The organism is Oligoflexus sp. (genome assembly GCF_035638955.1).
GTDB lineage: Bacteria > Bdellovibrionota_B > Oligoflexia > Oligoflexales > Oligoflexaceae > Oligoflexus.
In genome coordinates this window covers 131,574-158,224 of sequence record NZ_DASQYZ010000112.1, presented here as the reverse complement: position 1 = coordinate 158,224, position 26,651 = coordinate 131,574, and the positions used below count along the sequence as shown (strand labels likewise).

Genomic DNA, 26,651 nt, shown 5'->3' with positions numbered 1-26,651 from the left:
CTTGCCGCTTCTGGATTTTAGACTCGGTCTGACGGGTCTATTGGCATTTTCATCGATGCTGACAGCTGCCGAAATACGCGACGATCTCCCCCAGTCCATCAAGCAGCTGCAGGAACGGATGGAAGCCTTGCGGACTTCCGACGACAAGGAAACGATCGGTGTGGTGCTTCATGCAGTGGATCAGGCCTTCGCTCTGGCCGAACAAAACCTCAAGGATCGTGAATACATTGCTGTTATACGCAACCTTAATTATGTCCTGAATCAGGCCCCTCAATTACCCCAGGAACGCTATCTGCGAGCTCATTATATGCTGGGCTCCGCTTATGAAGAATTGCAACAAATCAGTCGGGCCGGCAAGGCCTGGCTTCGCTATTTGAGCAGCTATACCACGCAAAAGGGTGATGATACGCTGCGGCTTCTGGAAGTCATCCGTCGGGTGCTTCTCGTTCAGGAAAAGCTGGCTGAGAGTCAGCGCGCCCAACTCCAAAGATTGCTGGCGGATATTACAGCTCTACAAATGGCACCTGAAGTGCGGGCGGAAATACATCTGCTCGCCGCCATCTCCGCCATTCATAATCGCAATTATCGTCTGGCAGATAGCTGGCTGGAAAAAGTGCGCGCCACCAAATCCTCGGAGCGGCTCTGGGCGGAAGCCTCCTTTTACGCGGGACTGAGCGCCATGCAGCAGGGCAAGGAACAGGACGCGGAAAAAATCTGGCTCGACGTGGCCGGCATCGGCGATGATTCCCTCATTATGATTCGTGATCTGGCGTCGCTCAATCTCGGGCGTCTGTATGCGGCGCGAAAAATGCCGAAAAATGCCATTCAATGGTATTCCAAGGTAAAATTTCCAGGCTTGACCACACGCCTCGCTGCTTTTGAGGTCACGCTGCTACTGGCTCAAAACGGTCAATTCACGGAAGCGACCCAGTTCGCCCAAAGCTATATCAGCAACTATCCCAATACCAAGGAAGCCTTCGAATTAAAGGAAAAGCTCCCCCTCTTTCTCTATCAGGCCGGACATCTCGATCTCGCTGAAGGCAAAATGAGAGACCGCGATAGGGCACTGACAGAGCTCAAGGACTGGCTCGAGGCCACCACCCGCGGGCGTTTGTCCATGACTGGACCCGATTTGCAGGATGTGGACGAGCATATCGAAGTTTTTGCCATGAGCTCGCCAACCGTTGATCGCAGTCGCAGTCTCTTTCAAAAACTCGAAAGTCAGGCAAGGCTTTTGCAGGAACATCGCAATGAATTGCGCAGCATGATGCTGACGTTGGGTCGCGTTTTGGATCCTGACCTGCGCCCACGTGTGGTCAATCAAAATCGACAATTGAATCAGCTGATCGATGAGTGGTCTCGATTGGGTGAGCGTCTCGTGGCAGGTGAACGTGATCTTTATGGCAACCAGCTGACCGCCTCCGAACAGGTCACACTCGACCGGTCTCAGGCTCGTCGGCTCAAGTTGCAGGACATTACCAAGGAATGGCGGCGCAAGCCCACCAGCATTTGGCAGGAAATCAGCAGCACCTCCTTACGCCTGGGTGAACTGGCCCGTCGACTCGAGAGACATCAGGCCTCACTGAGTCCGATCCTGCTCAAGGGTCACACCAGCAATCATGCGAAGCTGCAGGAATACGGAATCACAGCCCGGGATCTCACCAACCAGATCGGTTCCCTGCAGGCGCGGACCCACGCCGCGGTGGAGATACACCGCAAGAATATGCTGTCCCAACAGCTGCAGGATTCACCCTATCAACTCACCCGTAAGCGTCTCTTGCTGAATGCTCAGGAGTTTTTGGATGCCGAGGCCATCTTCTCTCGCCGTCGGGATCAGTTCAACCATCCGATGAAAAAGCATGCGCAGGAAGACTATCAGCAAATCTGGAATGGATTCCGGGCCGTCGCCGGTCAAGTCCTGACTTATATTCATCAGCAGGAAAAATTGGAAAAAGCCTGGCTGGATTCCCAGATCAGAACGTTTGATCGACTCAATCAAAAACTTTCAGAACTGCGCGGTCGCGAGCTGGAATTGGAACGGCGCCTGGGTGGGTTGACCGGACAGGCCTGGCCCACCGTGATGGATCATCTGAGCTTTCATATCAATGAACAGCAGGCTCGGGCCAAAAAATGGATGGCCGATCTGCAGTGGCAGCGTTCCATGAATCAGGCCCAGAAGCGGGCTGAACAAACCAAAGAGCAGGAACGCAAGGAAACAGATCTCCAGGAAAGCCTGAAAGATCTGGAACTGGAGGGTGCATTGCATGAATAAGACTCGGTTTCTGACCCTGTGCACGGGTCTTTTGTTATCCCAGGTGCTGCACGCCGGCAATCTCCGTCCTGAAGTTCCTGATCCTGAATCAGTGCAGGCCTATAGCCAGTTTTGGCGCTCATTTGACGACTATGAAAACCATCGCCGCAACAGCGAGCAGAGCCAGAAGATGGGAGCCTGGGATCAAATCCGCCAGGAGTTTTCCTATCAGGACAGCACGGCCCGCGATCGCGAGATCGATCTCCTGCAGGAAGCGGCAGCCCGTTATAAGCAGCATCTCGAGAATCATGCACAGGCCAGCAACGTCCCTTACGTAAAGCTGAATCTGGCCCAGATTCATGCAAATATCGCCAGTCTTCGGGACGAGCAAAGCCCCAGGTCAGGTCATGAAAATCGCAAAATTGCTTTGACCATCCTGGCAGAAGTGAACAAGGACTATCCTGCCTTCGCTCTGCAGGAAGAATCGCAGTACCTGCGTGCCACTCTTCTCGAAGGCCTCGGACAGAATGAAACCGCCTTTGGTATCTGGCAGTCCCTGGCAGCCAAAGCCCGCAACTCCCTGTTCGGTGTGCATGCCTCTCTTGCTGTGGGTGATCACCACTTTGCCAAAGAAAAGCCCCTTGAGGCTCTCAAGGCTTATCGCAAGGGCCAGGCCGTGCTGCAAAGTCTGGACGTGAAAGACAAGGATATCGAACTGCTGCGCTTTCAGTATCGCATTGCCTGGGCAGCCTATCGCTCCGCGGAATTGGAGCAATGTATTGCCACGGCTGTGGAGCTTCTGGAGCCTGGTCATGAGTTTCGTAACCTGCGTGTGAAGCAGAAAGTCGAAAGCGATGCCGTTGAACTGGCTGGTGACGCTCTTTTTGAAAAGGACGACATGCCAGCGATCCGTTCCACACTGCAGAACAAGCTGATTCGCGGTCACGCGGCGGCCATTGGCCTGCGTATTATGAACCGGCAGATGGGTCTGGAAAACAAGGAAAAACTGCTCGAAATCGGCCCTTTCCTGGTCGATAATTATCCCAAGGCCAAGGAAATGCCCGAGATCCTGATGCTGCTCGCCAACGTATATAAGGAGCAGAAGCAAACGGATAAGCATCTCGCCACTCTCGAACGCCTGTCTCTCCTTTTGCCAGGCAACAGTCTTTGGCGCAATCATCAGCAGTCGGAACCTCAGGTGATCCAGGGCATGGAAGAAAAATCCCTGGCTGCCACCCAGTTGCTGGCGGCTCAGTCCTATGAACAGGGCATGGTCCAGGGCTCACCAGCCAGCTTTAAGACCGCTCTGACCTATTACGACAACCTCATTCGCAGCAAACCCCAGCATGCGGAAGCCGAAACGTGGAAACTGCGACGGGCCCACTGTCTTTATTTCTCAGACCAATGGGTCGAGGCTGATCAAGCCTATCAGACCTTTAAAAACGACCGTCAGGTGACGCCCGCGAATCTGGAAGTTGCCTCCTATCAGCAGATTCTGGCTCGCGAAAAAATCTGGCGTCAATCGCTGCAAAAAACTGCCAGCAACCGCGGCACACCGGGCAAGGATCCACTGGTGATCGAAAAGCTGCGCAAGCTGGAGCAGGGCATCGATGACTTTGCGGATCGATTTCCTGGTCGTCCTTTGACTGTAGACCTCCTCCTCCTGGCTGCTTCAGCCAATCGTGATTTGAACAATTATGGCGAAGCCGAAAAATACTGGAGCCGTTCCCTTCTTTCCGAGCCCTCACCAGGGCAGCGAACGCTGGCCATTCGTGGACTGGTTCAGGGCCGCATTAAAAACGGCACCCCCCAGGATATCGTGGCCATCACCCGCAATTATTTGAAACTGGAAAACTGGGGCGAACTCGGACAAGGTTTTGGTGGGGAATTAAAAGGCGTTTTGTCCGCAGCCGCCAAGGACGCGGGCGATAGTCTGAACAAAAAAGGTGAAGTCAACGAAGCCGGGCGCCTGCTCCTGAGCCTTGCTGAGGAATTCCCTGACCTTCCGGATTATGACAGCATCTATCGCGATGGCGCCTACTATTTAGCGATCGGCGGCGCCTGGGGTGAAGCGCAGAAGGCCAGTGAACAGTATCTGGCTAAAAATGATCGGCCCCGCACCGCTGATATGCTTTATCTGAAAGCCCGTTCCCAGGAATATCAGATGCGCTTTCGTGAGGCCGCGAATTCTCACCTCGCCCTGGTCGAACGCTATCCCCGCTATGCACGCAGCTCCCATAGCATTCAACGGGCCGAAGGTCTGGCCGTGGCCGAGGATGAATATAAAACAGCGGGTCGTGCCGCGATGCTGGCTGTTCAGTATCAAAAAAACCTGGACTCACGCTATGCCGCTTACGTTCGGGCATCGGGCCATTATAAGCAAACACAAGCCTGGGATCAGGCTCTGTATGCTTTGCACGAAGCCCAGAAGATCTCCAGGCAGCCCGGCACTAAAATGAAAACCAAAATGGAAATAGCCCGTCTGATGCTCGCTAAAGGCGACCGCGACCAGGCTACGAATCTTTATCGGCAGCTGGCCCAGGAAACGGCCCGGCGTCAGGAAAACATCGATAAGTCCCTCTTTCAATCCATAGCCGGTGAGGCCAACTTTCAGCTGGCGGAATTCGAGCGGCAAAACTTTGAAGCCATGGCTGCGGGCAATGACACGGGCATCAACGAAGACAAGCTCGTGGAAAAAGGACTCCGTTTGGAACGCAGCCTTGATTATTATGCCAAAGCCATCGCCACACAGGATCCAGAATGGGCCACGCGCGCCCGCTACGGAGCCGGACAAACGGCTGAAAAAATGAGTCATAGCATTCGCAATGCCCTGGCGCTTCGGGATCGACCGAACGACGGAGATTCGCGTTCCCTACAGGATCAAGCGCAGCGTTGGCAAAGCCTGGCTCAGGAATTTTTCAGTCAAAATCTTTTGGCTCGCAACAAGGAGCCGCATCGTTACAAGGATAGCGTCTGGATTGAAAAATCGGCCATGAAACTCTCGGGCATGGCTCCGGGCGGTCCTAAAACAGAACCAAAAACTGAGGTTCCTGCTTCGGTGGGAACATCCACGCCCTATATGTGGAGTCACTGATGCGCGTTATACCTGGACTTGTGCTGACCCTGACTGTGATCAGCTGCACGACAGAAGGCGACAACAATACTCTGGACGTGAATCTGCCGCCTTCGTCGGCCACAACCCTGGCCATGAAGCAAAAGCCCGATAATCTGGACCCTCAGCAGATTTTCGATTGGCAGCGATTCTATAAGCCAGCTCCCAGTGCTCAGGACCAAAAGGCTATCGCCACAGCTATTCAGGCCGCGCCGCAGGGCACTGTGGAAGAGAGGCTTCGGCAGGCCCGCAATGTCATGGCCCTGGGTCGTCGACAGGAAGCACGCCGCCTCTATGAGAATATTTTGCGTGATGATGCGGATCAAATTGATGCCCAGTTGGAATTGGCTCATCTTTATCTGGCCGAAAATAATGTTGAACGGGCCTTCGATTATCTGACGTCCATTCGCAAGATCCTCAGCAAAATGGAAAAGCCCCCCCTGGATCAAACCTTTCGCTATCGATATGCCTTGGCCCTGACCTATATCCAAAGCCAGAATCGAAAGAAGGGTCATGAAATCCTGACGGAACTCATGGAACGCGACCCTACTTTTTTGCCAGCTTATGGGGCTCTGGCCCAGTCCTATCTTGAGCAGGAAAAGCTCGATGTTGCGGAATTTATTGCCAAGCGTGGCCTTGATAAGGGTCCGGACGAGCCGCGATTGACCAATATCCTGGCCGTCATTGCCTTGCGCCGCAATCGTTTGGATGATTGTAAATCATGGCTGCACAAAGCCCTGAGCCAGAATCCCGATTACGTTCCAGCTTTGATCAATCGAGCCAACCTCTCGATCCAACGGCGTGAGTATGTGATTGCGGAGAATGATCTGCAGCGGGCTGCCGACCTGGAACCCATGAACAGTGAAGTGCAAATTGCCCTCGGTCTTCTCATGAAGCGCACGGGTCGTATCAGTCATGCAAAGGTGGCCTTGGAAAAGGCGGTCGAGCTGGATCCCCAGAATGCCTTTGCCCGTTATCATCTGGGCGTTGTGCTGAGCGACGACTATAAGGACCGAACCGGAGCGCTCCAACTCTTCTATGACGTTCTGCAGGCTGATGAAAAATATTCGGGCCTTAAGAATATGGCAAAAATCCAGATTGAAGCCATTCGTGATAGCCGCTTGTACGAGCGCTGAAAGCTGGGTTCCTTTAAAATACGCAGAGGGATTCTTAACTTCCAACCCCTTCTGCCGATAGATAAGACGATCCTCTCGTCATTCTTAGGTAGGAGCCTCTATGACTATTCAGGATCGTGTCTACAATCGTTCTTCCTATATTCTCGTGGTTGACGACGATGACACGTTGCTCAAATTCTTCAAGATTCACCTGAATAAGTTCTTCTCGCGCGTGATTGTCGTGAAGAATGCGCAAGAGGCCATCGACACCTTGAAAGACAAGGAGATCGATCTGGTCATCAGCGACATCAAGATGCCTCGCATGGACGGCATTCAGTTGATGAAAAAGGTGAAGAACCATGATCCGTCCATCCCGGTGTTCCTCATCAGCGGGGCGCTTCTGGATGAAGATCAACTGTCTGCGGTCGACACCAAAGCCGACGGTTATCTGAAGAAACCATTCTCGATTGACGAGCTGCATGACTTTATCGATCGCGGCATGCAAGTCCGCGACAAGTATAAAGAGCTGCTGACCATCGTCGGGGATAAAAAGAAATTCCTGGAATTGATTCAGGGCAAGCGCCAGTTCCGCTTCATCAAGAATGAAGACGATCGCGTCAAAGCTCAGCAGATCATGGATTCTTTGAAAGCAGCGGGCTGAAGTCCTTAAGCCAGTCCGCTTCCTTCATCCTGATCTGCTCCAGAGCCTCACACGTTCGCGTTCCAAACCAGGATAGCAACTGACCATCCACACGAGCAAGGCGCGGGGCCAAAGGCCACTGGGCCTTGAGCCGTTCCGCATCCCGTTTCCGAAAGGGATAGGGTTCGCTGCTCAGAAGAATGATATCCGGACGGCAGGCATCCAGATCCGGTATGTCGAGAGCTGGATACCGATCAGGGCCTTCATAGGCATTGATCCAGCCGATGCTTTCGAGTGTCCGGGAAATATAAGTGTCGCGACCGGCGAGCATGTAGGGATTTTGCCAGATCAGATATAAAAACCGCTTCGCCTCGCCCGGATAGGGCGCCTGCAAAAGTTCCTCGATGCGATCAGCCCATCTCCCCGCTTCCCGTTCACAGTCCAGAAAATGCCCGATATCCCGTAGCATGCCCGGCACATCCACCGGCCCTTTAGGGAAGGTCACCAGGGTGGGAATATCCCGCGCCAGTTCCAGCACAGGATCGCGTGGATTTTCCTCCTGATTGGCCAGGATATGCGTGGGCTGAAGCGCGCGGATGTGTTCGAGATCGGGATCCTTCGTGCCACCAATGCGCGCCGTCGTGCGATGAAGATCCTTGGGTTCCACACAAAAATGGGTGCAGCCAACCAAATGTTCGCGCCGACCCAACGTGCAGACAGTTTCACTCAGACTGGGGACAAGACTGACAATGCGCATGGGCCGATTCATAGACTCTGCCGTCGCAGGAGCTTATAAAAAAGAGCGGCGGTATGGGTACCCAGGCTGACCAGAGCCATCGTCAGGCCAACACCGATACTGAGACCCAGCGCATCAAACGATTCACTGGGCCCAGACATCGCCCGTAGCACCATGCCAGGGCCCATGGCCAGGACGCCACCGAACATGCAGGCTGTTTGGATCGCCTTCCACCTGAGGGTCAGCGGGGAGTAAGGCAAGGTCAAACCCAGGGCAATATGCAGAATGCCGAAGAGATTGCTGTGCCCATGCGAGCTCTTGAGCAGGGTCATTTCCCAGGTTTCCAGCTGTGTGATGTCATGCAGGAAGGCCTGGGTCATGTCAAAAGACACAAAAGCACCGGCGCAGGCTGCAAAAAACAGCACCAGAAAACCCATGGCCATATTCAAGATGGAAAGACGTGACATCACAGGGCTCCTGATTTATGACAGTAAACCTAAAGCCTGCAGACCCGAACGATAGGCGGCCTGTTTCCAGGGAACGATACCGCTCAAAACAGCATCCGGCTTCATCCATTTCAGATCCCGAAATTCACCGTCCGAGATTTCCAGATTCGGTATGCCGTCCGGCAGAAGTTCCACCAGATACCAGGTTTGCTGCTGACCTCGATACTTAAGAGCGGGGCCGGAATCCATGCCAGCAGGAAATTCATAACAGATGAGTTCCGGCAGTTTTCGCAGAACCTGCAGTCGATCCGTGCCGATCTCTTCCCGCAGTTCGCGGAATAATGCTTGATCAGGTGTCTCGCCCGCATCAACGCCTCCTTGAGGCAACTGCCAGGCGCCTCTTGCATCCGTCCGTTCTCCAGCCAGGACGAGGCCCTGCCCATTCCTTATTACCGCCACCACACAGTCTCTGTAGGGCTTCATCATCTGTCTCTCCCTTGAGTGCCAATTCGTTGGCGACCCTTACGGACTCTATGGCCCGTGTTACACTGTTTAGTGGGCGAGCTTATCAGAAATTCGCGACCTGGAAAACAGGAGACAACATGAGCGGTCTATCCAAACTCACAGGCCTCATCGCATCAGCCTTGCTTGCACTGCTGACAGCCACGCATGCCCAGGCAGCCATAAGCATCAGTTTATCGGGTTCCTCCGAATTATCCAATGCGGCGCTTGAACGCTATCGCAGCAATTCCATCAGTGCCAACGTTTCGCTGGGCCTCGGCCAGCATTTTCTTATAGGCCTGACCCATCGTCGATCTTTCGATAATAAGGTCGGGCTTAAAAAACAGGAGAATGTGGAAGCCAAGGTCTATGAATACCTGCCCTTCGAGGATAACGGCATCAGCACGACCAACTCGATGGACCTGACCATCATTCCTTATAACGGCATGATCTCGCCCATGGTCTTCGGCGGCCTGGCCCGACGGGACTACTTCAACGAAATCAGTTTCATGGGCAGCCGGATCGTGAGCCGCCAGACCATGTTCCCCATCCCCAACTATGGCTTCGGGACAATAATACATTTAGGGGCGGGAATGCAGCTCAAGATCACGCAGACGTATTCCCCTGGAATCCAGACAACCCTTGAAGATGGCCAGGAAATCAGCCGAATTGTCAAAGATTCCTACACCCAGATCTGGCTGGGCTACCGTATCTGAATCGCCCCGGATTCTGCCGAATTGTCTTAAATTCCTCTGCATTTGTCCGATACGGATATAAGCGCGGAGGATCATTTATTCATGCGGGCGACCACCCTAATAGCCGCCTTGATTATTTTACTGGGTATTCTGTACCTGGCCTGGCAGCTTATCAATTCGAATCTCGCTGGTCGCGCGCGTCGTGATCAGAAGAAGCGAAAGTCCGACCGCCGTCGCCTCTCCCGTGCTGAAAAACGCGCCTATCGTTATGCCCAAAAACTCTATCAGGAAGGCAACTTCCGCGGCTGCGCCAAGATCCTGGAACAGCTGGGTATGCTGCGTGAATCCATCAACATCCTGGAAAAAGCTGGCCTGATCAAGGATGCCGCCGACGTTTTAATCCGCATCCAAAGACCCAATCGCGCCGGTTATATGCTGGCCCGCTACGGCATGTGGAAAGAGGCCATGGAATGCTACAAAAAAGCCAACATGCCCATGGAAGTCGGCAAATGTGCCCGTGAACTCGGTGACCTACCCACAGCCATTCCTTATTTCATGGAAGCCGGCGCCACTCTGGAAGCCGCCGAATGCTATCTGGAACTCGGCAAACATCACGACTCGGCCCGCCTGTTTTTACGCAACAAGGAATTCGATCGCGCTCTGGATCAGTATATCCACCTTGTGGATAGCCATCCCGATATCGATAAAATCGATTTTGCTGAAGAAGAACTGAACTTCATCATGCGCAAACTGATCGAGGAAAAGGTCGACACTCGTTTGACCGACATCCTCGTGGCCAGAAAGCGCATGGTCAAGCTCATGGTTGAACTCATTCGCAACAATAACCTGGCGTCCGCCAGCGCCGCTTATCTGCGCAATACCTCAGACATTGGACCCGAGCTGATTTCCTATAAGGATTTTTCCAGAGACGAAAATATTCTGCTGGGTGCCTTGTTTAATAACGTCGGCGCCTATGAATACAGCGGTATGGTTTACGAGCGCATGGCGGAATTTGACAAAGCCGGTGAATCCTTTGAAAAGGGTGAACTCTTCGAACGCGCGGCTTACTGCTACGAGCGAGCCATGAATAAAGCCAAGGCCACGGAAATGCAGATCATGTCCACACAGCGCGGGACACGGAACATCACCAATAGCAAGGCTGCCAGTCCAAACCGGGCGCCCGAGCCGTCCAAGCCCAAGGCCCCACAGAAATCTCCCAATCCTTTTTCCATTCAGGATACGACCACGGATGCCATGGTTCATGCGGAACCACAGGCCCGTATGGAAATTAAAGGCCTTGCGGCCCAACCCGCTGTGCCGTCTCCCACGGATGCCTATTTGAAGAAGACCGCACCGGTGGACGCAGGGGCAAGGCCTCAGCAAGCCAACCCCGGCCCTGATCGCAGCTTTAATTGGGACGCCTTTCTGCAGGCGGAATTTTTGGTGGACCTCAGCACACCCGAGCAGGAACTGCTCCAGGATATATGCAAAGCTCGTGAATATCCCAAAGGCGCGGTTATCCTTGAATTCAATCACGAGCCCATTGGGATTTATTTCCTTTTACGCGGCACGATCAGCATCTGGAAACGCGATGCCAGTGGCACGGAATTCGAGGCTGATAAGCTGGAAGAGACGGATACCTTTGGTGAACTCTGGCTTCTGATGGACCAGCCTACGCGCGTTAAATTCGTGGCCCAGAGCACCGTCCAGGTGGGCTGGATCAAACGTGCTGATTTTGAAATGCTGATGGATAAAAACGGGGCGATCGCCAGAAAACTATACAAGCGCTATGCCCTGCGCCTCGTCAACAAACTCGTAAATGACCAGAATCAAAAGACCAATCGCGTCGCCTCCTGATTCCTCTTCCCTGGCATAATCCCTGCTAAACATAGAGTGTAAGAAACTCCTGCTGATCTGATGCTGTTGAAATGGAAGGGATTCGCTATGGAAAAGATCGTTTGTATGGGACACCCCAAGTATGATGGCAAGGACAATCCTGATCTTCGTTGCAAGGCTTGCTGTACGATTTTTGTTAATCGTATCAAAGAGTTAAATGCAAAGCGCGCGATGGATGTAGCCACCTGGCTCGAGAGCAAGAGCACCACTCGGAGAAAGACGGGTTCTCAGTAAACCCGCCTTGGATGAGTCCAGTCGATAAGGGGCTGATTACATCAGCTCCACAATCACCCCACTCGCTTCACCACCACCGATACACAGCGTTGCCAATCCGCGTTGACCTCCGCGTTGCTTCAGGCCATTCAGCAAAGTGACCAGAATGCGTGCACCCGAGGCGCCGATGGGATGTCCCAGCGAAACCGCACCGCCATGGGGATTGACGTTGGCAGGATCGAGATCCAGATCACGGATGGCCGCCATGCCCACGACCGCGAAGGCTTCGTTAATCTCGAAAATATCGATATCCTTGGCCTTCAAACCGGTCTTTTCGAAGAGGCGCTTCATGCAACCAATCGGAGCGGTGGTAAAGCGCGCCGGATCCTGAGCATAGGACGCCTGCGCAACGATGCGAGCCAAAGGTTTCAGATCATGCTTCTGCGCCGCTTCTTCCGAAGTCAAAACCAACAAGGCTGCCCCATCATTGATGGATGACGCGTTGGCTGCGGTAATGGTTCCATCCTTTTCGAAGGCTGGACGCAGCGACCCAATACGATCCAGATCCGCCGCAAAAGGCTCCTCGTCCAATTCAAACGATTTGGTACCTTTTTTATCGGCGACCTGAACGGGGACAATCTCTTCAGCAAACACACCGGATTCCACCGCCTTGCGGGCCCGTGTGTAGCTCTGCAGAGCGAAAGCGTCCTGCATTTCGCGGGTAAAGCCATATTCTTTGGCGCAGATTTCGCCACAGTTGCCCATGGCTGTATTATTATAGGGGTCCCAGAGACCATCGAACTGCATCGAATCCTTGGCTTCGATGGAACCATAGCGATAGCCTGTGCGCGAGTTCATCAGAAGATGCGGCGCGAGACTCATATTTTCCTGGCCACCGGCAAAGATGATCTGAGCATCGCCCAGACGAATGGCTTGATCAGCCAGCATGACCGCTTTAATCCCGCTGCCGCACACGCGACCCACAGTGGTGGCGCAAACGGAATGCGGGAGCCCACCATAGAGTGCTGCCTGTCGCGCCGGTGCTTGACCCACACCAGCTGTTAAGACATTTCCCATGATAATTTCATCGACTTCCGCGCCGGTGAACTTCAATTTCTTCATGGCATCAGCGACCAGCGTAGCGCCCAGACGTGGGGCAGGCGTCATGGACAGCGAGCCACCCAATTTGCCGATTGCGGTGCGGCTGGCGTAGGCTATGACAGTTTGTCTTTGTTTCATCAGCGTGAACTCCTCGTCAAATCTGGAACGATTCTCAATTGTCGAAACTCGTCCGTGAAAGCGGACTAAATCATAGCCAATTCACTGCGAATCGGCTATGTTCGAGCGCAATTTTTTAACCTGTGTGTCGAGGTCAACCAAACCATGCGCCAGAAATGTAAACTCGTCCTCTCCGATGGCAGCAGCTTTCAGGGGGATCTGATTGGTGCCCCGCTCCGGGCTAGTGGTGAACTTGTTTTTACAACTGGAATGGTCGGTTATTCGGAAGCGATAACCGACCCTTCTTATTTTGGACAGATTCTCTGCTTCACGTATCCATTGATCGGCAACTACGGGATTCCGGACCTTCCCAAAGGTCTTGGTCTGCAGCTGCCTTTTCCACGCGGCTTTGAAAGCGCTCGCGCCAACGCCGCTGCGGTTATTCTGACAATTGATAGTCCGGAAGTGTTTCACTGGAATAGTTTCCAATCGCTTGATGAATGGCTAAAAAATCAAGGCGTGCCCTGCGTGGTCGGACTCGACACCAGACATCTGGTGCATCTGATTCGCTCTCAGCCCAATCTTTTGGGTCGCATTGAACCTGAACACTCTGAAGGTTATCGCGACATGGGCGCGCTCACACCCAAAACCCCGAATGCCTTCTTTGATCCGGGCATGAACAATATCATGACAGAAGTTTCGGTCAAGGAACGGATGCTGCTCGGCAAGGGTAGCACCCGTGTCGGCCTCATCGACTGCGGCGTTAAGTGGAACATCATTCGCCAGTTCATCAACTTCGACTGTGAAGTGGAACTGCTACCCTGGGATACAGATCTCAGCACGGTGGACTGCGATATGTGGCTCCTTTCCAACGGCCCTGGCGATCCGACTCGTACGGGTGACCTTACGCAGCAGGTGGAAAAACTTCTGCACCAGGACCGGCCCATTCTGGGCATCTGTCTGGGTCATCAGATTCTGTCACTGGCTGCAGGCGCCATCACAAGGCGCATGCCTTATGGTCACCGCAGTCATAACCAGCCGGTTTATGAAGTGGGCACCAGGCGTGGTTATATCACGAGCCAAAACCACGGTTACGTGGTCGAAGATGTGTCGCTGCCCACCGAATGGGAAGCGTGGTTCCGCAACGTCAACGATCAAACGATCGAGGGCATTCGGCACAAATCCAAGCCTTTCCGTTCTGTGCAGTTCCACCCCGAAGCTTCGGGCGGTCCGCGTGATACATCCTGGATCTTTGAACAAATCCTGGCGGAGGTGAAAAAATAATATGCCCTTGCTCAAACAACTGGCCGATCTGGGACGTGCTCCCAAGGTTCTTTTGCTCGGATCTGGCGGTCTTTCCATCGGCCAGGCAGGTGAGTTCGATTATTCGGGAACCCAGGCGATCAAGGCTTTGATTGAAGAAAAAATCGAAGTCATCGTCGTCAACCCTAACATTGCCACCGTTCAAACCAACCCGGTTGCTGGCGTGAAGGTTTACCTTTACCCAGTGGAAACCGAGTGGGTTGAAAAGATCATTCAGAAAGAAAAGCCGGACGCGATCATCGCCGGTTTCGGCGGTCAGACGGCCCTGAACTGTTTGATGTCTCTGCATGAAAGCGGCATTCTGAAAAAATATAACGTCCTGAACCTGGGCACCCCTGCCTCGGTTCTGCGGCTCACGGAAGACCGGGATGATTTCGCGCAAAAGATGCGTTCGATCGATATGCCGGTTCCTGCCAGCTTTGCCTGTGAAACTTTGGAATCGGCATTAACAGCGGCCAACAGCATCGGCTACCCCGTGATCGTACGGGCGGCCTTTGCCCTGGGTGGTCTCGGCTCCGGCTTCGCCAGCAATGATGAGCAGCTCAAAAACCTTGTGCAGCCCGCCCTGGCGTCCTCGCCTCAGGTGCTGGTCGAAAAATCGCTCAAGGGTTGGAAGGAAGTGGAATACGAAGTGATGCGTGATTCCGAGGGCAACACCATCACCATCTGCAACATGGAAAACTTCGATCCCCTGGGCATTCACACCGGTGACTCGATTGTGGTGTGTCCCAGCCAGTCGCTCTCGGATGACGAGTATCAAATCCTGCGAAACGCGGCGATCACGATTGTGAATTCGCTCGGCATCGTGGGTGAATGCAACGTTCAATATGCACTCGATCCGAAATCCTTGAGTTTTTTCATCATTGAAGTGAATGCCCGACTGTCGCGTTCCTCGGCTTTGGCGTCCAAGGCCTCGGGTTATCCGATTGCCTATATCGCCGCGAAAGTGGTCCTGGGTTATGACCTTCTGGAACTCAAAAATCCGGTCACTGGCATCACCTACTCCTTCTTCGAGCCGGCGCTGGATTATGTCACGATTAAAATGCCCCGCTGGGATCTTTTGAAGTTCCACGGTGTGAATCGCAACCTCGGCTCGACCATGAAATCGGTCGGTGAAGTCATGGCGATCGGCCGCAGTTTCCCTGAAGCCATTCAAAAGGCGACGCGGATGGTCACGGAAAACCCCGAAGGCCTCAGCATGGTTCGGGCAGCGATTTCCGAAGATGAATTGGTCGAGGAGCTCACGTCCCCCACTGACAAGCGTCTTTATGCTGTGGTCGAAGCGTTCCGCCGCGGCTGGTCGATTGAAAAAGTTGCCGAACTTTCCGCGATCGATAAATGGTTTCTCTATAACCTCTTCCACCTGATCAGGATGGAAGAGGAAATTCGCGATCATGGGACCAAAGGCGATGCCTCCCTTGAGGTCGAAACCTTTATGGTCAAGTCTCTGCAAAAAGTGAGCGGTGAAGACTGGCGTCGGTGGAAAATCCAAGGCTTTGGTGACGAGCAGATTGCAGCCGTCATGCTGCGCGCCGCCAAACGCCCTTCGGGAGCCACCGAGGTGCGAAAAGCCTCCATGATCGTGCGCAAACTGCGCCTTGAGTTCGGTGTGAAACCCGTCATCAAGAAGATCGATACCACAGCCGGTGAATACCCTTCACCGTCGAACTACCTTTACATGTCCTATGGCGGCCTTTTTTCCGATCCGCTGCCGGATGATCAAAAGGTTTTCTCGGCGGTAGTCTTGGGCGGCGGTTCGTACCGTATTGGAACCTCGGTGGAATTCGATTGGTGCGCCGTCAGTTGCTCGCGCAAACTGCAGGAATCCGGCTGGCGCTCCATCATCGTGAACTGCAACCCGGAAACTGTGTCGACGGATTACAACAGTTCCGATCGTCTTTATTTTGAAGAACTCTCCCTGGAACGCATCCTCGATATCGCCGATGTCGAACGTCCTGTGGGAGTTGTCTGTTCCATGGGCGGTCAGCTGCCGAATCGCCTGGCCAAACCCCTGGCCGACGCTGGTCTGAAAATCCTCGGCCATAAACACGACAGCATCGACCGGGCCGAAGATCGAAGCCGATTCTCGAGCCTATTGGATGATCTGGGCATTGGCCAGCCGCGTTGGACGGCAGCCAAGGGCAAAGAGGATATTCAGAAGTTCATCGATGAGGTGGGCTTCCCGGTGCTGATTCGTCCCAGTTATGTGCTGTCGGGTGCGGCCATGAGTGTGGCCTATGATGATGAATCGTTGTCGCTTTGTTTGATCAATGCCAACGATGTCTCACCTGAACATCCCGTGGTCATTTCTGAGTTCATCGAAGGTGCTCGTGAAATCGAGCTCGACGGTGTGGCCAAGAATGGGGAAATCCTGACCGCGATAGTCAGCGAGCATATTGAAAATGCGGGTGTGCATTCCGGCGACGCCACGCTGGTGGTGCCGGCCCAGAAACTTTATGTGGAGACCGTCCGCCGGGTGCGGAAGGCGGGTCGCGCTATCGCTCAGGGTCTGAATTTGAACGGTCCTTTCAACATGCAGTTTTTGGCCAAGGAAGGTGACATCAAGGTGATCGAATGTAACGCGCGTGCGGCACGTTCGTTTCCTTTTGTTTCCAAAACGGTCGGCCTGAATCTTGCGGACGTCGCCACCGATGTCATGATCGGCGGCAAACCCAACCTTGCGCGCTTCAATGAAGATGATCTGCCTTACGTCGGTGTGAAAGCTGCGATGTTCAGCTTCAAACGACTCGGTGGTGCGGATCCTATCTTGGGCGTGGAGATGGCCTCGACGGGTGAAGTGGGCTGCATTGGTGAGAACGTGGATCACGCTCTCCTTTTAGCCATGGAAGCCTCGGGTGTTTACCGTCCCGAAAAAGGTGTGCTTGTCAGTTCGGGGAGTGAAAAGGAAAAACTGCGCTTCCTGCCAGCAGCCAAAGCGTTGGTGGGACTCGGGATTCCTCTGTTCGCGACCAAGGGCACAGCGAAGTATCTGCAGGATCATGGCTTTCCCGTTACGCCTTTGGATTGGCCTGGTGAAGGTCCCAATGATGTGATCCAGGCCATCAAAGATGGTAAGGTCGACTTTGTGATCAACATCCCCAAGAACAGCCAGCGTGGTGAGCTGACCCGCGGTTCGCTGACCCGCCAGGCGGCGGTGAAGTTTGGTTGTTCCCTGCTGACCAATATGGAAATCGTTACCGCCTATGTACAGGCTCTGGACCGCTGTCCAGACTTCCTGACCAGTCATGAAGTTCTTCCGCTGCCGAGTTATCGCAGCTAAGTCGTCCCGGGCCCTGATGAAAGTCAGGGCCCTACCCCTCGCCTTAGAATTCTTACCTTTTATGTCCTTTCTGAAAGGTCCTTAAAAGTCATCTCAACTGGTCTGCCGGCCAGGAAATAATCATGTCGTTTAACCCAGCATTGTTCAGGCTTTGCAAAGGTTACTGGAGTTGATCAGGGCAACCCCGATAACTTGATATGTATGGAGCATGGCATCAATGAGGAAGGGCAAAGGCCCTGAATTCAGGAGGAAATATGACTTTGCAAACTATCCGTAAGATACTTTTTACTATGTTGGCTCTGTTCGCTTTTGAGGTTTACGCCGAGGAACAAGCCGTCAACACTAATTGCTCAGGTAAACAAACAGCTCAGCTGCCCTTGGATCGAAGCGGTGATCTTGGTAAGCAGGCTTCGATGAGTTCGGCCGCCACAGGCATGTCGCAGGTGATTTTCCAGAATGCGGGTCTGAATCGCATCGCCGGTGAAACCAATGCTTCGTGCTGCAAGATCTGCCGCAACAGCCAGGCCTGTGGAGACGACTGTATCAACTGGTCCAAGATTTGTCATATTGGAGCCGGCTGCGCCTGTCAGCAGTAAGTGGTCCCATCCCTTTCTCTTGCCAGCCCGGATCACCGCATAGGGATCCGGGCTTTCTCTTTTGATCCTACCGCCCGTGACACATCACGCAGCCAAAGTTCTGGTTGGCATAAACCTTATCAAAGGCGCTGTCCGCTGGCCCAAAGGCATTCCAATAGGCCATGTAAGTATCCATATCTGCCAGGGGCTTTTCCACGAGGTGCTTATACTGCCAGGCGTCATACGCTGGTGCTTGTTTCGCCTTTTCCAGATACTCGATCGTTTTAGCCCGATCCCCCATGCGCGCATAGGCTTCAGCAAAGTGAAAACTGAGGCCGGGGCGGGCAAAGGGTGCGTGCTGGGTGTTGTCGTAACAGAAATCCGCGATATCATCCGGGCAGGTCCACGTGCTCAAAAACTCGATGGTTTTCTGGGGTAGGCCGGAGTTCATGGGAAAGCCAATGGTGGTGCCGGATAACGCCAGAATATTGGTCGGATGATCCTTTAGAATTTCAAAGGCTGGCAGGGCAAGTGCTGTGGCTTTCTTCCAATCACCGAATGCGGCGGATTTCGCCATGATGATGGTATCCAGGAAGGTGTCGTAGGTTTTGTTTTCGGTATCGAGTTTTTTGGCTGCTTTGAAATCGTTTTCCATACCGCCGAGGAGTAAGTATTCAAGCTTGGCGTTTTCCAGGGCCATCGATAGACGGAGATAGCCACGCAGGGCGAGCAGTCGTCCGCGTTTGGCTCCCTCGGTGCTCTTCTGGGTCAGCTTCATGATATCAGCAAGAATGGTTTCTGCTTCTTTGCGTGGTTTGAGACGTCCATCGGAAAACGCATGCCAGAACTCATGTTCGGCGCATGTGAAGAGAAGGTCTTCACTCACATTTTTCAAAGGCTGCTGACACCTTTCATAAGGGCTGGGGATTTTGGGTTCCGTTTCCTCGCGGGCCTTGGGAAACGAAGGCAGTGCGGACAAAGATTCTGTGAGAAATAGACTCATGACGACGCCAAGCGCCGGGAAAAGACGCATTGTTTGCTCCCATCTGTATTGAAGTTTGTATACAGGTAGCAGCCTTTCTGTCTTTATGAAAAGCCTTTATTTTCCACTTAAAAATATTTCATGGGACTTTATTGCTCTGACTAACAAACTATAATTGTTTTCTCCAGCTGTCTCGCGGGCGATTCACCTTCGGTTTTGACTAACACTGCCGCACTCAAGTTACCTTCGCATTGATCAACAGTTCCTTAAACTTCTTGATCACCCAACTGGAAATGGAACGCGAAATCGTGCGCCCTTCGCCATCAAGATTCGCGGCACGGGCAGGGCTATTCCATTGCTTTTTAGACAAACAGGCGGCACAACTGCTACGTATTCGCTAATCGTGTTCCATCAACGCCCGGACAATCAGGACAATACGCTGTGCCCGATACGATTTCTGCCAGGACGGCCCTGGATCTCCTTCCTACAAACACCTACGGCATGTTGGATGTTCGTTCCGAGGGTGAATTTGCCACCGCCGCCATCCCTGGCTTTTATAACGCGCCCATTCTACGCGATCAGGAGCGTCATGAGGTTGGCCTTTGCTATCGACTGCAGGGTCAGGCAGCAGCTATCGAACTGGGCGAGCGACTTGTTGGTCCGGTTCGCGAGTCACGCGTGGATGAGTGGCTCAGGAATACCGCACCAGGGTCTCCTATGATCGTCTGCTGCTGGCGCGGGGGTATGCGCTCGGCGTTGGCTTCGGAATGGATTGAGGAGCGAGGCCACGAAGTTTTGCGCGTGGAGGGCGGTTATAAGGCCTTGCGGCATGATCTCCTGGACGTGCTGGCCGGGCCACCTGCGTTTCGAGTCCTATCCGGTTTAACGGGGGCTGGTAAAACGCGTTTGCTGGAGGCGTTGCCTATTAGCGATAAGCTCGATATCGAGGCCTGCGCGGCGCATCGTGGCAGCAGCTTTGGTCGCTTGCTGCATCGGCCGCAACCGACGCAGACTAATTTTGAGAACAGTCTGGCGCTTGGACTGCGAATTACCCAGCAGCCGGTGTTGGTCGAAGATGAAAGTAAGGTGGTGGGGAGTCTGCATATTCCTGAGGCTGTGATCGACGCGATGACCAACAGTCCTGTGATTATGCTGGAAGCGACTCTTGAGGAGCGTTGTTCGAATATCTATGAAGAGTATATCGAGCAGGAGCTCAATTCCGGGCTGGAAAAGCAAAAGCTCGAAGAGGTGGCCCTGGCCAGCACCTTTAGACTTCGGCGGCGTCTGGGGGGACTTCTGACCTCCAAGGTTGTGGAACAAATTCATCAGGCCTTTGCCAGCTCGGATCGCGAGGCGCATATGCGGTGGATTGCGACGCTTCTGACCGAATACTACGACGGCCGCTATGCGCACTCGCAGCTTCATTCCACCCGGTCTGTGACCTTCCGCGGGACTTTTGAGGAATGCCGGCAGTGGATCCTCGAGCAGTATGCGCGCTAGTCTTCCAGCTCCATCGCCACATTGTCATATCAGAGTCATAAACCTGGAAGTGAAAGGGACGGCAGACCCCGCCCTTGTTTCCAATATGACGCTTTACACATCTAGGTCGACACCTTATACCTCCCCCAATCCCAAAATAAAGCGGCAAAACCAATGCTTCCCCGTTGACAACCTCAACCAAAGCCTCTAAAAATGGTGGCCTTGGCTTATGGCGAGGTAGCTCAGATGGTTAGAGCGCGCGATTCATAATCGCGAGGTCGGCGGTTCAATCCCGCCTCTCGCTACCACTTATCCCCTGTTAGTCCTTAACAGCGGAAACAAATCCATGAAAAGAATCAATTGGTACCGTGAACCCGATTTGCGAGTTCGCAATATGGAAAAGGGCTTAGGCCGACCTGCCGGCTTCAGCCCAAAGGCCAAAGAAACCTCGACCGTGCTCCAGGAAGATGGCGAGTACGTTGTTATCAGGGTACAAAAAAAGCAGCTGATGAAGCTGCTCTTAAAAGATCTTATCTAAACACGAGCTCAAGGATGAGCTTTCATGTGCTCTAATAAAAACCCCAACACACGGGGCATCACTTGTGCCGCAACTTCCTGTACACAGTAATTGTGGCCAAAACAAACACATACACCCCAAGGCCCATGAAAACCAATTGAAGTATGTCAGACTCCGGAAAAAATTTCCGTGAAATGGGACGTATTAAAATGCCGGCGACCATAGTTGACGCAACAAGTATCCACTTATCGTTCTTTTCCACTGACTTTACCTACAGATTGGATTGACGTTTACACATATATGCGGTTCTCGACGTAGAAAATTAGCGAGCTCGATCAAAAGCCAGTACTTCAGCTGCACCCAAATCGGAATGAAAAGTAACCGTAGTGGTATCCGCTGGCTGGGCTTACATCCCTTATAACAAATGGCAGCTACTTTAGGTCTGTTTCCGAAACGTCTGGTCCATGACGTCACGATCATAGTCGAGAAGGAAATCCTGAAATTTATTGTAGAGGCTCTTCAGGTACGTGTGATTGGGACCAACGATGTCCATACCCCTGTCGTCATACGGTAAGATTGCTATGCCCAGGTCGAGATTCAACAGGTAGCAGCTAAACCCGGGACGTGGTCTAATTGCAAAGTCTGACGAACACGCACACCATAGGACGTTCGAGATAAAGTCCTTCGGTAGAGAAAAGACCAGCATTCTTCTGATTAACTCTTCGTCGTCAGGCTCGGGAGACAACCAATGCTCCCTGTCAGAAGGCATAACAATGCCTGCTTCCCTGAGCTGCCGCATGCTGCGCAGTAGATCAGCAAGGTTGGTCGCATGACTCTGCAGGCAAATCGTTATATCGCTCTCATTTTGGAATACATAATCACATACTACTTTTGCTCTCGCGACCGCAGTTAGAAATTGGTTCAAATGCGTTCCCCCTTGCGAGAGCTCCAAGCGAAGCCCACCTTGGTATCGATAAAACAAGGGATGATCAAAAACATTCAATCCAAAGATTGATTCAACTTGATTTTTTATGCTCATGGCGGCCGTCATGGTGGGGGTAATCGCGATGGTAGGGACGAAAAGGAGGTTAAACAGAAGGCCCGGCTTTGCAAAACAAAGCCGGGCCCGAGATGATTACTTAGCTTGGTAGTAAATGTCTGCGATATCACTGAACTTTTCGTCGAAAATAAAGTCTTCCATGCCCCAGACGAAGTCTGGTCTCTCTGTACTTATCCACGAACCGCCAATGATTTTTCCATCGATGTCGAGTTCCAGGCGATACTCATAGCGTTTAACATTTTGGTTGCCCGAGCGGTAGTTGTCGCCGGCTTCGACATGATAGTCACGAAGATCCTTGTTATTCCCACCGCGGTCCCACTGCATCGCTGCTTCAGTGGTATAGAGAAATTGAGTCCTCACCCGGACTTCTCTGACTGTGCCAGGAGCTGCATCGGCAGAGATATTGTCACCCGTGTAAGTTTCCATAACTCGGCTGCTATACAGGGCTGCGGCCTGGTTCCAAACTTCATCATCACGGGTCACGTCGACCACAAAACTGGTTTTTTGCAGGCCGAGCTTGTTAGCGAGGACCAAGTGAAATGCGCCGGCGTTGGTGTCTGTACACGTAGGCGATGCAATCCTGATCGCGTCAGTAAGAGTCGACTCGAGCACGTCCCAATTTGTGCTGGCGGTTGAGCCTGCATCCACAAAGTTTGTGAGCGAGCGCTTGTAGACTTTGGCCAGATTACGCTTGGTTTTGCCATTCTTCGATGCGATAAGACCGTCATACAAAGCCTTGAACGCGCTGTCCGCCTCAGCCTGACTTGGCGCGAAATTGTAGAAGAAAGACGCTGCTGCCAGCGAAGCCTCGTAACTCAGGCTTGTCTTCTGCATGAACTCTTTCACCTTGGCATTAACAGCCGTCATATCGCCTTTTGTCAGAAGTTTAAGATCTTCCAAAATTGGGTCCACTGTAGCGGCATCAAAGTCGTCGTTACAACGCTGGCCCATAAAAGGAGTCTTTCCTCCTTGATCGTTATGAACAGCATAGGTCAGCAGGGCTTTGACATCGGACGATGCCATGGGCACCTCGAAACCATCCTTGCTTGTCACCGTAACTTTATTGGGTTCTTGGAAAAAAGCCGTCGCAGGAGCCCAGGCGTGGCAAAGACCAAACCAGGTCGGAATTTTACTCTTGGCGACGTAATTCGGGTTAACGACAAGCGGACCGCCTGCACTCGGTAGTTTGCGCAGAGTGCGTTCGATTCCCGTACGCGCGCGCTCAGCAGCCACGGTAGGGTAGTCGAAAGCGCCACGGTAGATATCAAGTTTTTCTGCCGGCGAGAGAGTGCTGATCAGTTTCTTGCGTGCCTCAGGGCTCATGGCCGACAGCTGTTCCTTTGTATAAGGAACGTAACCCAGGACTTCACTCCGTAGATTCTGAAGGGACAGATCATCATCAAGTTGACCTGCAAAGGTACGATCGCTACTGCGTCTCACAGTGTTCTCAAGTAAGGCAGACTTTGCATCACCCCAACGGTACGTAATACCGCCGTGATATGTCGGCCAGTAGTGATCGCTCCAAGGCATTTTTTCGGGTCTGCCATTCAGAGGAAGCACATCAAAATCGGTTTCGAATGCACTTTCCGTAGCAAACATGACGACTGGATTATTCGGGGTGTTCCAGCGGTCTTTCACCTCACTTGACTGCTGTGGGGTACAGGCAGCGAGTAGGGATGCGGCTGAAAGGGCGAATGCCGATGTCTTATAGAGTATATTGGTATGTTTCATTTGCAAATATCCTTAATTTTCTGATTGGTGATCTCAGCACTACAAGCGATGACTGCATTGGCCGGAAGTTTCAATGTCTTCAGATTGGTGTGTTGGAAAAGAGGACTGAAGTCCTGGACTGCCGTACGCGCCAATTTCAAGTCGGTCAGAGCTTTCAAGTTTTTCAGAGCGCTAATGTTGACCAGTTCAGTATTATTGGTCAGGTCAAGCATATCGACACCAACGAACCGTGCCAATGGGCTCAGATCTGTGAGACCCTTGTCAGCGAGGGCGAGTCTATGGCTTGGGCGAGTCTTCGTAAGTCTTTCTTCTGGAGTAAGACTTTCATACGAAGCCATGGACTCAATCGTGGTCAAATTTTCTACGCGCAAGGCGCGGCTGAAATTTTTACAAGCTTTGTCCTGATTACGGTCCGGCAGGTTAAGCACGAAACCGCTGCGTTTTGCGATCCAATCCACTGTCGCTTTCTGATCGGCAGTAGGAGCGCTGCATATTTCACTGAACGATTTCTCGCTCGAAACAACAACGAGGTCACTCCAGTCACCCTTCCAGTCTGGATAATTCGTATCAAGAAGTTCCATTTCAAATTTACCAACGCATCCCTGTGAGGCAGCGTTTTTCGAAACCACGAGGTAACCGGAGGCTTCCGGGATGACTTCGAACTGACAGTCGATGTCACCGTACACTTCTTTGCGCAGTACGTTTACGGTCGCGGTGGGGGCTGTAATGTTGCTGGACAACTTGTATTCCACGCGTGCCAGCTCAAGGCCGTTTGGTCCCTGAACCTGTGGCAGTTCAGTCATCGAAATGCGGCTATAGTCCACCGGAATTTTGAATTTTTCATTCAGCTTTTGACCTGCCTTCGATGTCAACTGCACTTCAACTTCACAGTTGGCTGGCAGGACTTCCTGATCTTCGACCAGTTCAACCTGGAGATCCCAGTTTTTTTGAGCAGCCAGCAGGCTGAACTTACAACCTTCTGTCGGCGTGGCGAGGATCGGTTCTTTTTCCTGAGCCGGTCCAGCTACGGTTGTTCGATAGGCGATGAATTTTGGCATATCGGCTGTGATGAGCTTGACTGAAATACTGCCATCACGAGCGATCTGATCGTCCGCATAATAGACCGCTTCTGAAGTGATCTTCAAAGCAGCTTCCACGCTGACTTCCACTGTAATCGTCTGCTTATCAAGCTTGGCCGTAATCGTCGCGACACCATCAGGCTTCAAAGCCTTGATCTTGCCCAACTCAACTGATACGAGCTCCGGGTTGCTCGATTCCCAGTTCATTTCTTTGGCTTCAACCGCTTGGTCTGCTTTCACAGTCAGGGTCAGCTCGTCCCCTTCCTTCATCAGCACGTCTTTCTGCTCGAAGCCCTCTAACTTGGCTTGCGGGCCGACTGTGATTGGGGTTGTGAAACCGTGGGCGGCAGCCGTGATCTCGAACTTTTCCACGATGCGTTCAAGAGCGGTAATTGTGCCATTGGCAAGAGTTACCTTGGCGCCTGCTGGAACTGTCCAGGTGGCCTGGTCAGCCGGTACAGCAATCTTGGTGCCAATGGTATCAACGACGAAGAGATTGATCTGTCTGGCTTCGCTCGCGAAGAGCGACAGTGAAGCTGGCTCAGCGGTCAATCCTTTCAAAGTCGCCTTGGTACAGGTTTCTGATTGATCCTGAGGAATCAAAAAGGTGCCGTTTTCACACTTCACCTGAACTTTGGAAGCTTCGCAAGTTGCGTTGAAAGCGATCGTGGCTTTGGGATAGAGAGTGAATTCGCGAGTCGCACCGTTGAGAGTTTGGTCACAACTCTTGCCGATGATATTCAGTTTGTACTGGGCTGTCAGTTCACCGACTTTGGCCGTGATCGTGACGTCGTTAGCTATCGCGGTGCTGGAGATGACACCGGACTCACTGATCGTCACTATAGAGTTGGAACTGGTCCAGGTCGCCTTGGTCCCGTCGATGACAATCTTTTCGTTGAGCTGATTGACACCTTCGAGCTTGAGCGAAAAGGTTTGGCCGACTTCCACTTCCTTGATATCCGAGCTCAGGGTGATGGAGCTCAGGACAGTTTCTTCACAACTTTCCGAACCTGCTTCGGAAAAGTTCGTGACCCCTGCTTTACATGTCGCAGTGGCAGCAAACGACTGCTCATTGCAGGTGGTGCCGAAGGGTGCAAGATCCTTGCGATACAGGGTCAGGCTTTGACTTTGGCCATCGGCAAGGCCTTCACTGCAGGCTGCTGCCGGCGGCGGATTATTGCTCCGCTTGTCTTTCTTATCATTGTCACAGCCTTCGGTAACGGCCGCGACCAGCGCCAATGCCAATAACCTTTTACACGTGGAATCCAGATAACCTAAATTCATAAAACCCCTTACACAAAAGAAATGAATGATGCTTTAAGATCGAATTTATGTGTCCAGTCTCGATGGAGACTTACAGCCTGTCTTTTTGAATGGAACAACGCCCATAAAATTTTATTTGATCCAAAGTGCGCCTTTGCGAGAACGCTCGAGCCGGATGCAAACAGCTTCAGGAAGATGATATCTATGGCCCACCAAATACGTCACTTTGAAGATGGCTGCGTGCATGGAATTGCGAGTCTTGAAATAAATTAGTCTTTAATTTCAAATGGTTACCAAATAGCGGGAGGGTTTCATTGTTAGAAACAAAATTCAAAATGTTCGAAGCTTTTTGTTCCAGCGATTAGGACGGAAAGGTCTGCTAAATATTGCACTCATTTTTTTATTCGCAATTTGCCTGACCAGTCATCCAACCAACCTTGAAGCCTGCTTTGCATAGCAGAAAGGTCTGAAATGCTAACTACTGGAGTCGCAGAAAAATAGCGAGAGGCTTATTAACAAAATTGATGAGCTACGGAAGC

General features: G+C 52.5%; 19 protein-coding genes and 1 tRNA gene. 12 read left to right on the top strand and 8 right to left on the bottom strand.

Annotated elements, in window-relative coordinates; all coding sequences use genetic code 11:
* The first annotated feature begins 1 nt into the window (after position 1).
* The 4 genes from VE954_RS11200 to VE954_RS11185 all read left to right on the top strand — a co-directional run bounded on the left by VE954_RS11200 (position 2) and on the right by VE954_RS11185 (position 7,139).
* Positions 2-2,272 carry a hypothetical protein gene (locus VE954_RS11200; RefSeq protein WP_324952690.1) on the top strand — a complete coding sequence of 757 codons (2,271 nt, stop codon included), beginning with the start codon at positions 2-4 and terminating at the stop codon, positions 2,270-2,272.
* Positions 2,265-5,345, top strand: coding sequence for a hypothetical protein (locus VE954_RS11195; RefSeq protein ID WP_324952688.1), 3,081 nt, complete (start codon positions 2,265-2,267; stop codon positions 5,343-5,345). The genes VE954_RS11200 and VE954_RS11195 overlap by 8 nt, the downstream gene beginning before the upstream one ends.
* On the top strand, positions 5,345-6,499 hold the full coding sequence (locus VE954_RS11190) for a tetratricopeptide repeat protein (RefSeq protein ID WP_324952686.1): 1,155 nt from the start codon (positions 5,345-5,347) through the stop codon (positions 6,497-6,499). Before VE954_RS11195 ends, VE954_RS11190 begins: the two co-directional genes overlap by 1 nt.
* A gap of 100 nt (positions 6,500-6,599) precedes the next feature.
* Positions 6,600-7,139 carry a response regulator gene (locus VE954_RS11185; protein WP_324952684.1) on the top strand — a complete coding sequence of 180 codons (540 nt, stop codon included), beginning with the start codon at positions 6,600-6,602 and terminating at the stop codon, positions 7,137-7,139.
* Here the strand turns inward: VE954_RS11185 and VE954_RS11180 are convergent.
* Genes VE954_RS11180 through VE954_RS11170 form a run of 3 tightly spaced genes read right to left on the bottom strand, consistent with a single transcriptional unit; the run spans position 7,111 to position 8,786 of the window.
* Positions 7,111-7,887, bottom strand: coding sequence for a helical backbone metal receptor (locus VE954_RS11180; RefSeq protein WP_324952682.1), 777 nt, complete (start codon positions 7,885-7,887; stop codon positions 7,111-7,113). The two genes, VE954_RS11185 and VE954_RS11180, sit on opposite strands and share 29 nt — an antisense overlap.
* Positions 7,884-8,321, bottom strand: coding sequence for a hypothetical protein (locus VE954_RS11175; RefSeq protein WP_324952680.1), 438 nt, complete (start codon positions 8,319-8,321; stop codon positions 7,884-7,886). Before VE954_RS11175 ends, VE954_RS11180 begins: the two co-directional genes overlap by 4 nt.
* Before the next feature lie 15 nt (positions 8,322-8,336).
* On the bottom strand, positions 8,337-8,786 hold the full coding sequence (locus tag VE954_RS11170) for an RNA pyrophosphohydrolase (protein WP_324952678.1): 450 nt from the start codon (positions 8,784-8,786) through the stop codon (positions 8,337-8,339).
* Between the two features lie 116 nt (positions 8,787-8,902).
* On the opposite strand from VE954_RS11170, the gene VE954_RS11165 reads away from it, so the two are divergent.
* Both VE954_RS11165 and VE954_RS11160 read left to right on the top strand, forming a co-directional pair.
* Positions 8,903-9,517: a hypothetical protein gene (locus VE954_RS11165; protein WP_324952676.1), complete on the top strand. Its 615-nt coding sequence runs from the start codon at positions 8,903-8,905 to the stop codon at positions 9,515-9,517.
* Between the two features lie 81 nt (positions 9,518-9,598).
* Positions 9,599-11,353 (top strand): cyclic nucleotide-binding domain-containing protein, encoded by a 1,755-nt coding sequence (locus VE954_RS11160; RefSeq protein WP_324952674.1) that lies wholly within the window; start codon positions 9,599-9,601, stop codon positions 11,351-11,353.
* A gap of 309 nt (positions 11,354-11,662) precedes the next feature.
* Here VE954_RS11160 and VE954_RS11155 read toward each other — a convergent pair whose 3' ends face one another.
* Positions 11,663-12,844: a thiolase family protein gene (locus VE954_RS11155; RefSeq protein ID WP_324952672.1), complete on the bottom strand. Its 1,182-nt coding sequence runs from the start codon at positions 12,842-12,844 to the stop codon at positions 11,663-11,665.
* A gap of 144 nt (positions 12,845-12,988) precedes the next feature.
* Between VE954_RS11155 and carA the strand changes: the two genes are divergently transcribed.
* The 3 genes from carA to VE954_RS11140 all read left to right on the top strand — a co-directional run bounded on the left by carA (position 12,989) and on the right by VE954_RS11140 (position 18,022).
* Positions 12,989-14,107 (top strand): glutamine-hydrolyzing carbamoyl-phosphate synthase small subunit, encoded by a 1,119-nt coding sequence (gene carA, locus VE954_RS11150; RefSeq protein ID WP_324952670.1) that lies wholly within the window; start codon positions 12,989-12,991, stop codon positions 14,105-14,107.
* A gap of 1 nt (position 14,108) precedes the next feature.
* The gene (carB, locus tag VE954_RS11145; protein WP_324952668.1) at positions 14,109-17,426 is read left to right on the top strand and encodes a carbamoyl-phosphate synthase (glutamine-hydrolyzing) large subunit; all 3,318 of its coding nucleotides are present in this window, start codon (positions 14,109-14,111) and stop codon (positions 17,424-17,426) included.
* Positions 17,427-17,680: 254 nt separating this feature from the next.
* Positions 17,681-18,022, top strand: a complete 342-nt coding sequence (locus VE954_RS11140; protein WP_324952666.1) for a hypothetical protein — start codon at positions 17,681-17,683, stop codon at positions 18,020-18,022.
* A gap of 67 nt (positions 18,023-18,089) precedes the next feature.
* Here the strand turns inward: VE954_RS11140 and VE954_RS11135 are convergent, their stop codons facing one another.
* The gene (locus VE954_RS11135; protein ID WP_324952664.1) at positions 18,090-19,034 is read right to left on the bottom strand and encodes a hypothetical protein; all 945 of its coding nucleotides are present in this window, start codon (positions 19,032-19,034) and stop codon (positions 18,090-18,092) included.
* Between the two features lie 390 nt (positions 19,035-19,424).
* On the opposite strand from VE954_RS11135, the gene mnmH reads away from it, so the two are divergent.
* The 3 genes from mnmH (at position 19,425) to VE954_RS11120 (ending at position 21,000) form a co-directional block, all read left to right on the top strand.
* Complete coding sequence (mnmH, locus tag VE954_RS11130; protein WP_324952662.1) at positions 19,425-20,483, top strand: tRNA 2-selenouridine(34) synthase MnmH; 1,059 nt, start codon at positions 19,425-19,427, stop codon at positions 20,481-20,483.
* Between the two features lie 210 nt (positions 20,484-20,693).
* Positions 20,694-20,770: transfer RNA gene (locus tag VE954_RS11125), tRNA-Met, on the top strand.
* A gap of 38 nt (positions 20,771-20,808) precedes the next feature.
* Positions 20,809-21,000, top strand: a complete 192-nt coding sequence (locus VE954_RS11120) for a hypothetical protein (RefSeq protein ID WP_324952660.1) — start codon at positions 20,809-20,811, stop codon at positions 20,998-21,000.
* A gap of 415 nt (positions 21,001-21,415) precedes the next feature.
* On the opposite strand, the gene VE954_RS11115 is transcribed toward VE954_RS11120, so the two are convergent.
* From VE954_RS11115 to VE954_RS11105, 3 genes are all read right to left on the bottom strand, one after another.
* On the bottom strand, positions 21,416-22,018 hold the full coding sequence (locus tag VE954_RS11115) for a DUF3885 domain-containing protein (protein ID WP_324952658.1): 603 nt from the start codon (positions 22,016-22,018) through the stop codon (positions 21,416-21,418).
* Positions 22,019-22,114: 96 nt separating this feature from the next.
* Entirely contained in the window at positions 22,115-23,770 is a 1,656-nt protein-coding gene (locus VE954_RS11110) for a hypothetical protein (RefSeq protein WP_324952656.1), read from the bottom strand.
* Positions 23,767-26,133 (bottom strand): hypothetical protein, encoded by a 2,367-nt coding sequence (locus VE954_RS11105; RefSeq protein WP_324952654.1) that lies wholly within the window; start codon positions 26,131-26,133, stop codon positions 23,767-23,769. Before VE954_RS11105 ends, VE954_RS11110 begins: the two co-directional genes overlap by 4 nt.
* Positions 26,134-26,651 lie beyond the last annotated feature (518 nt).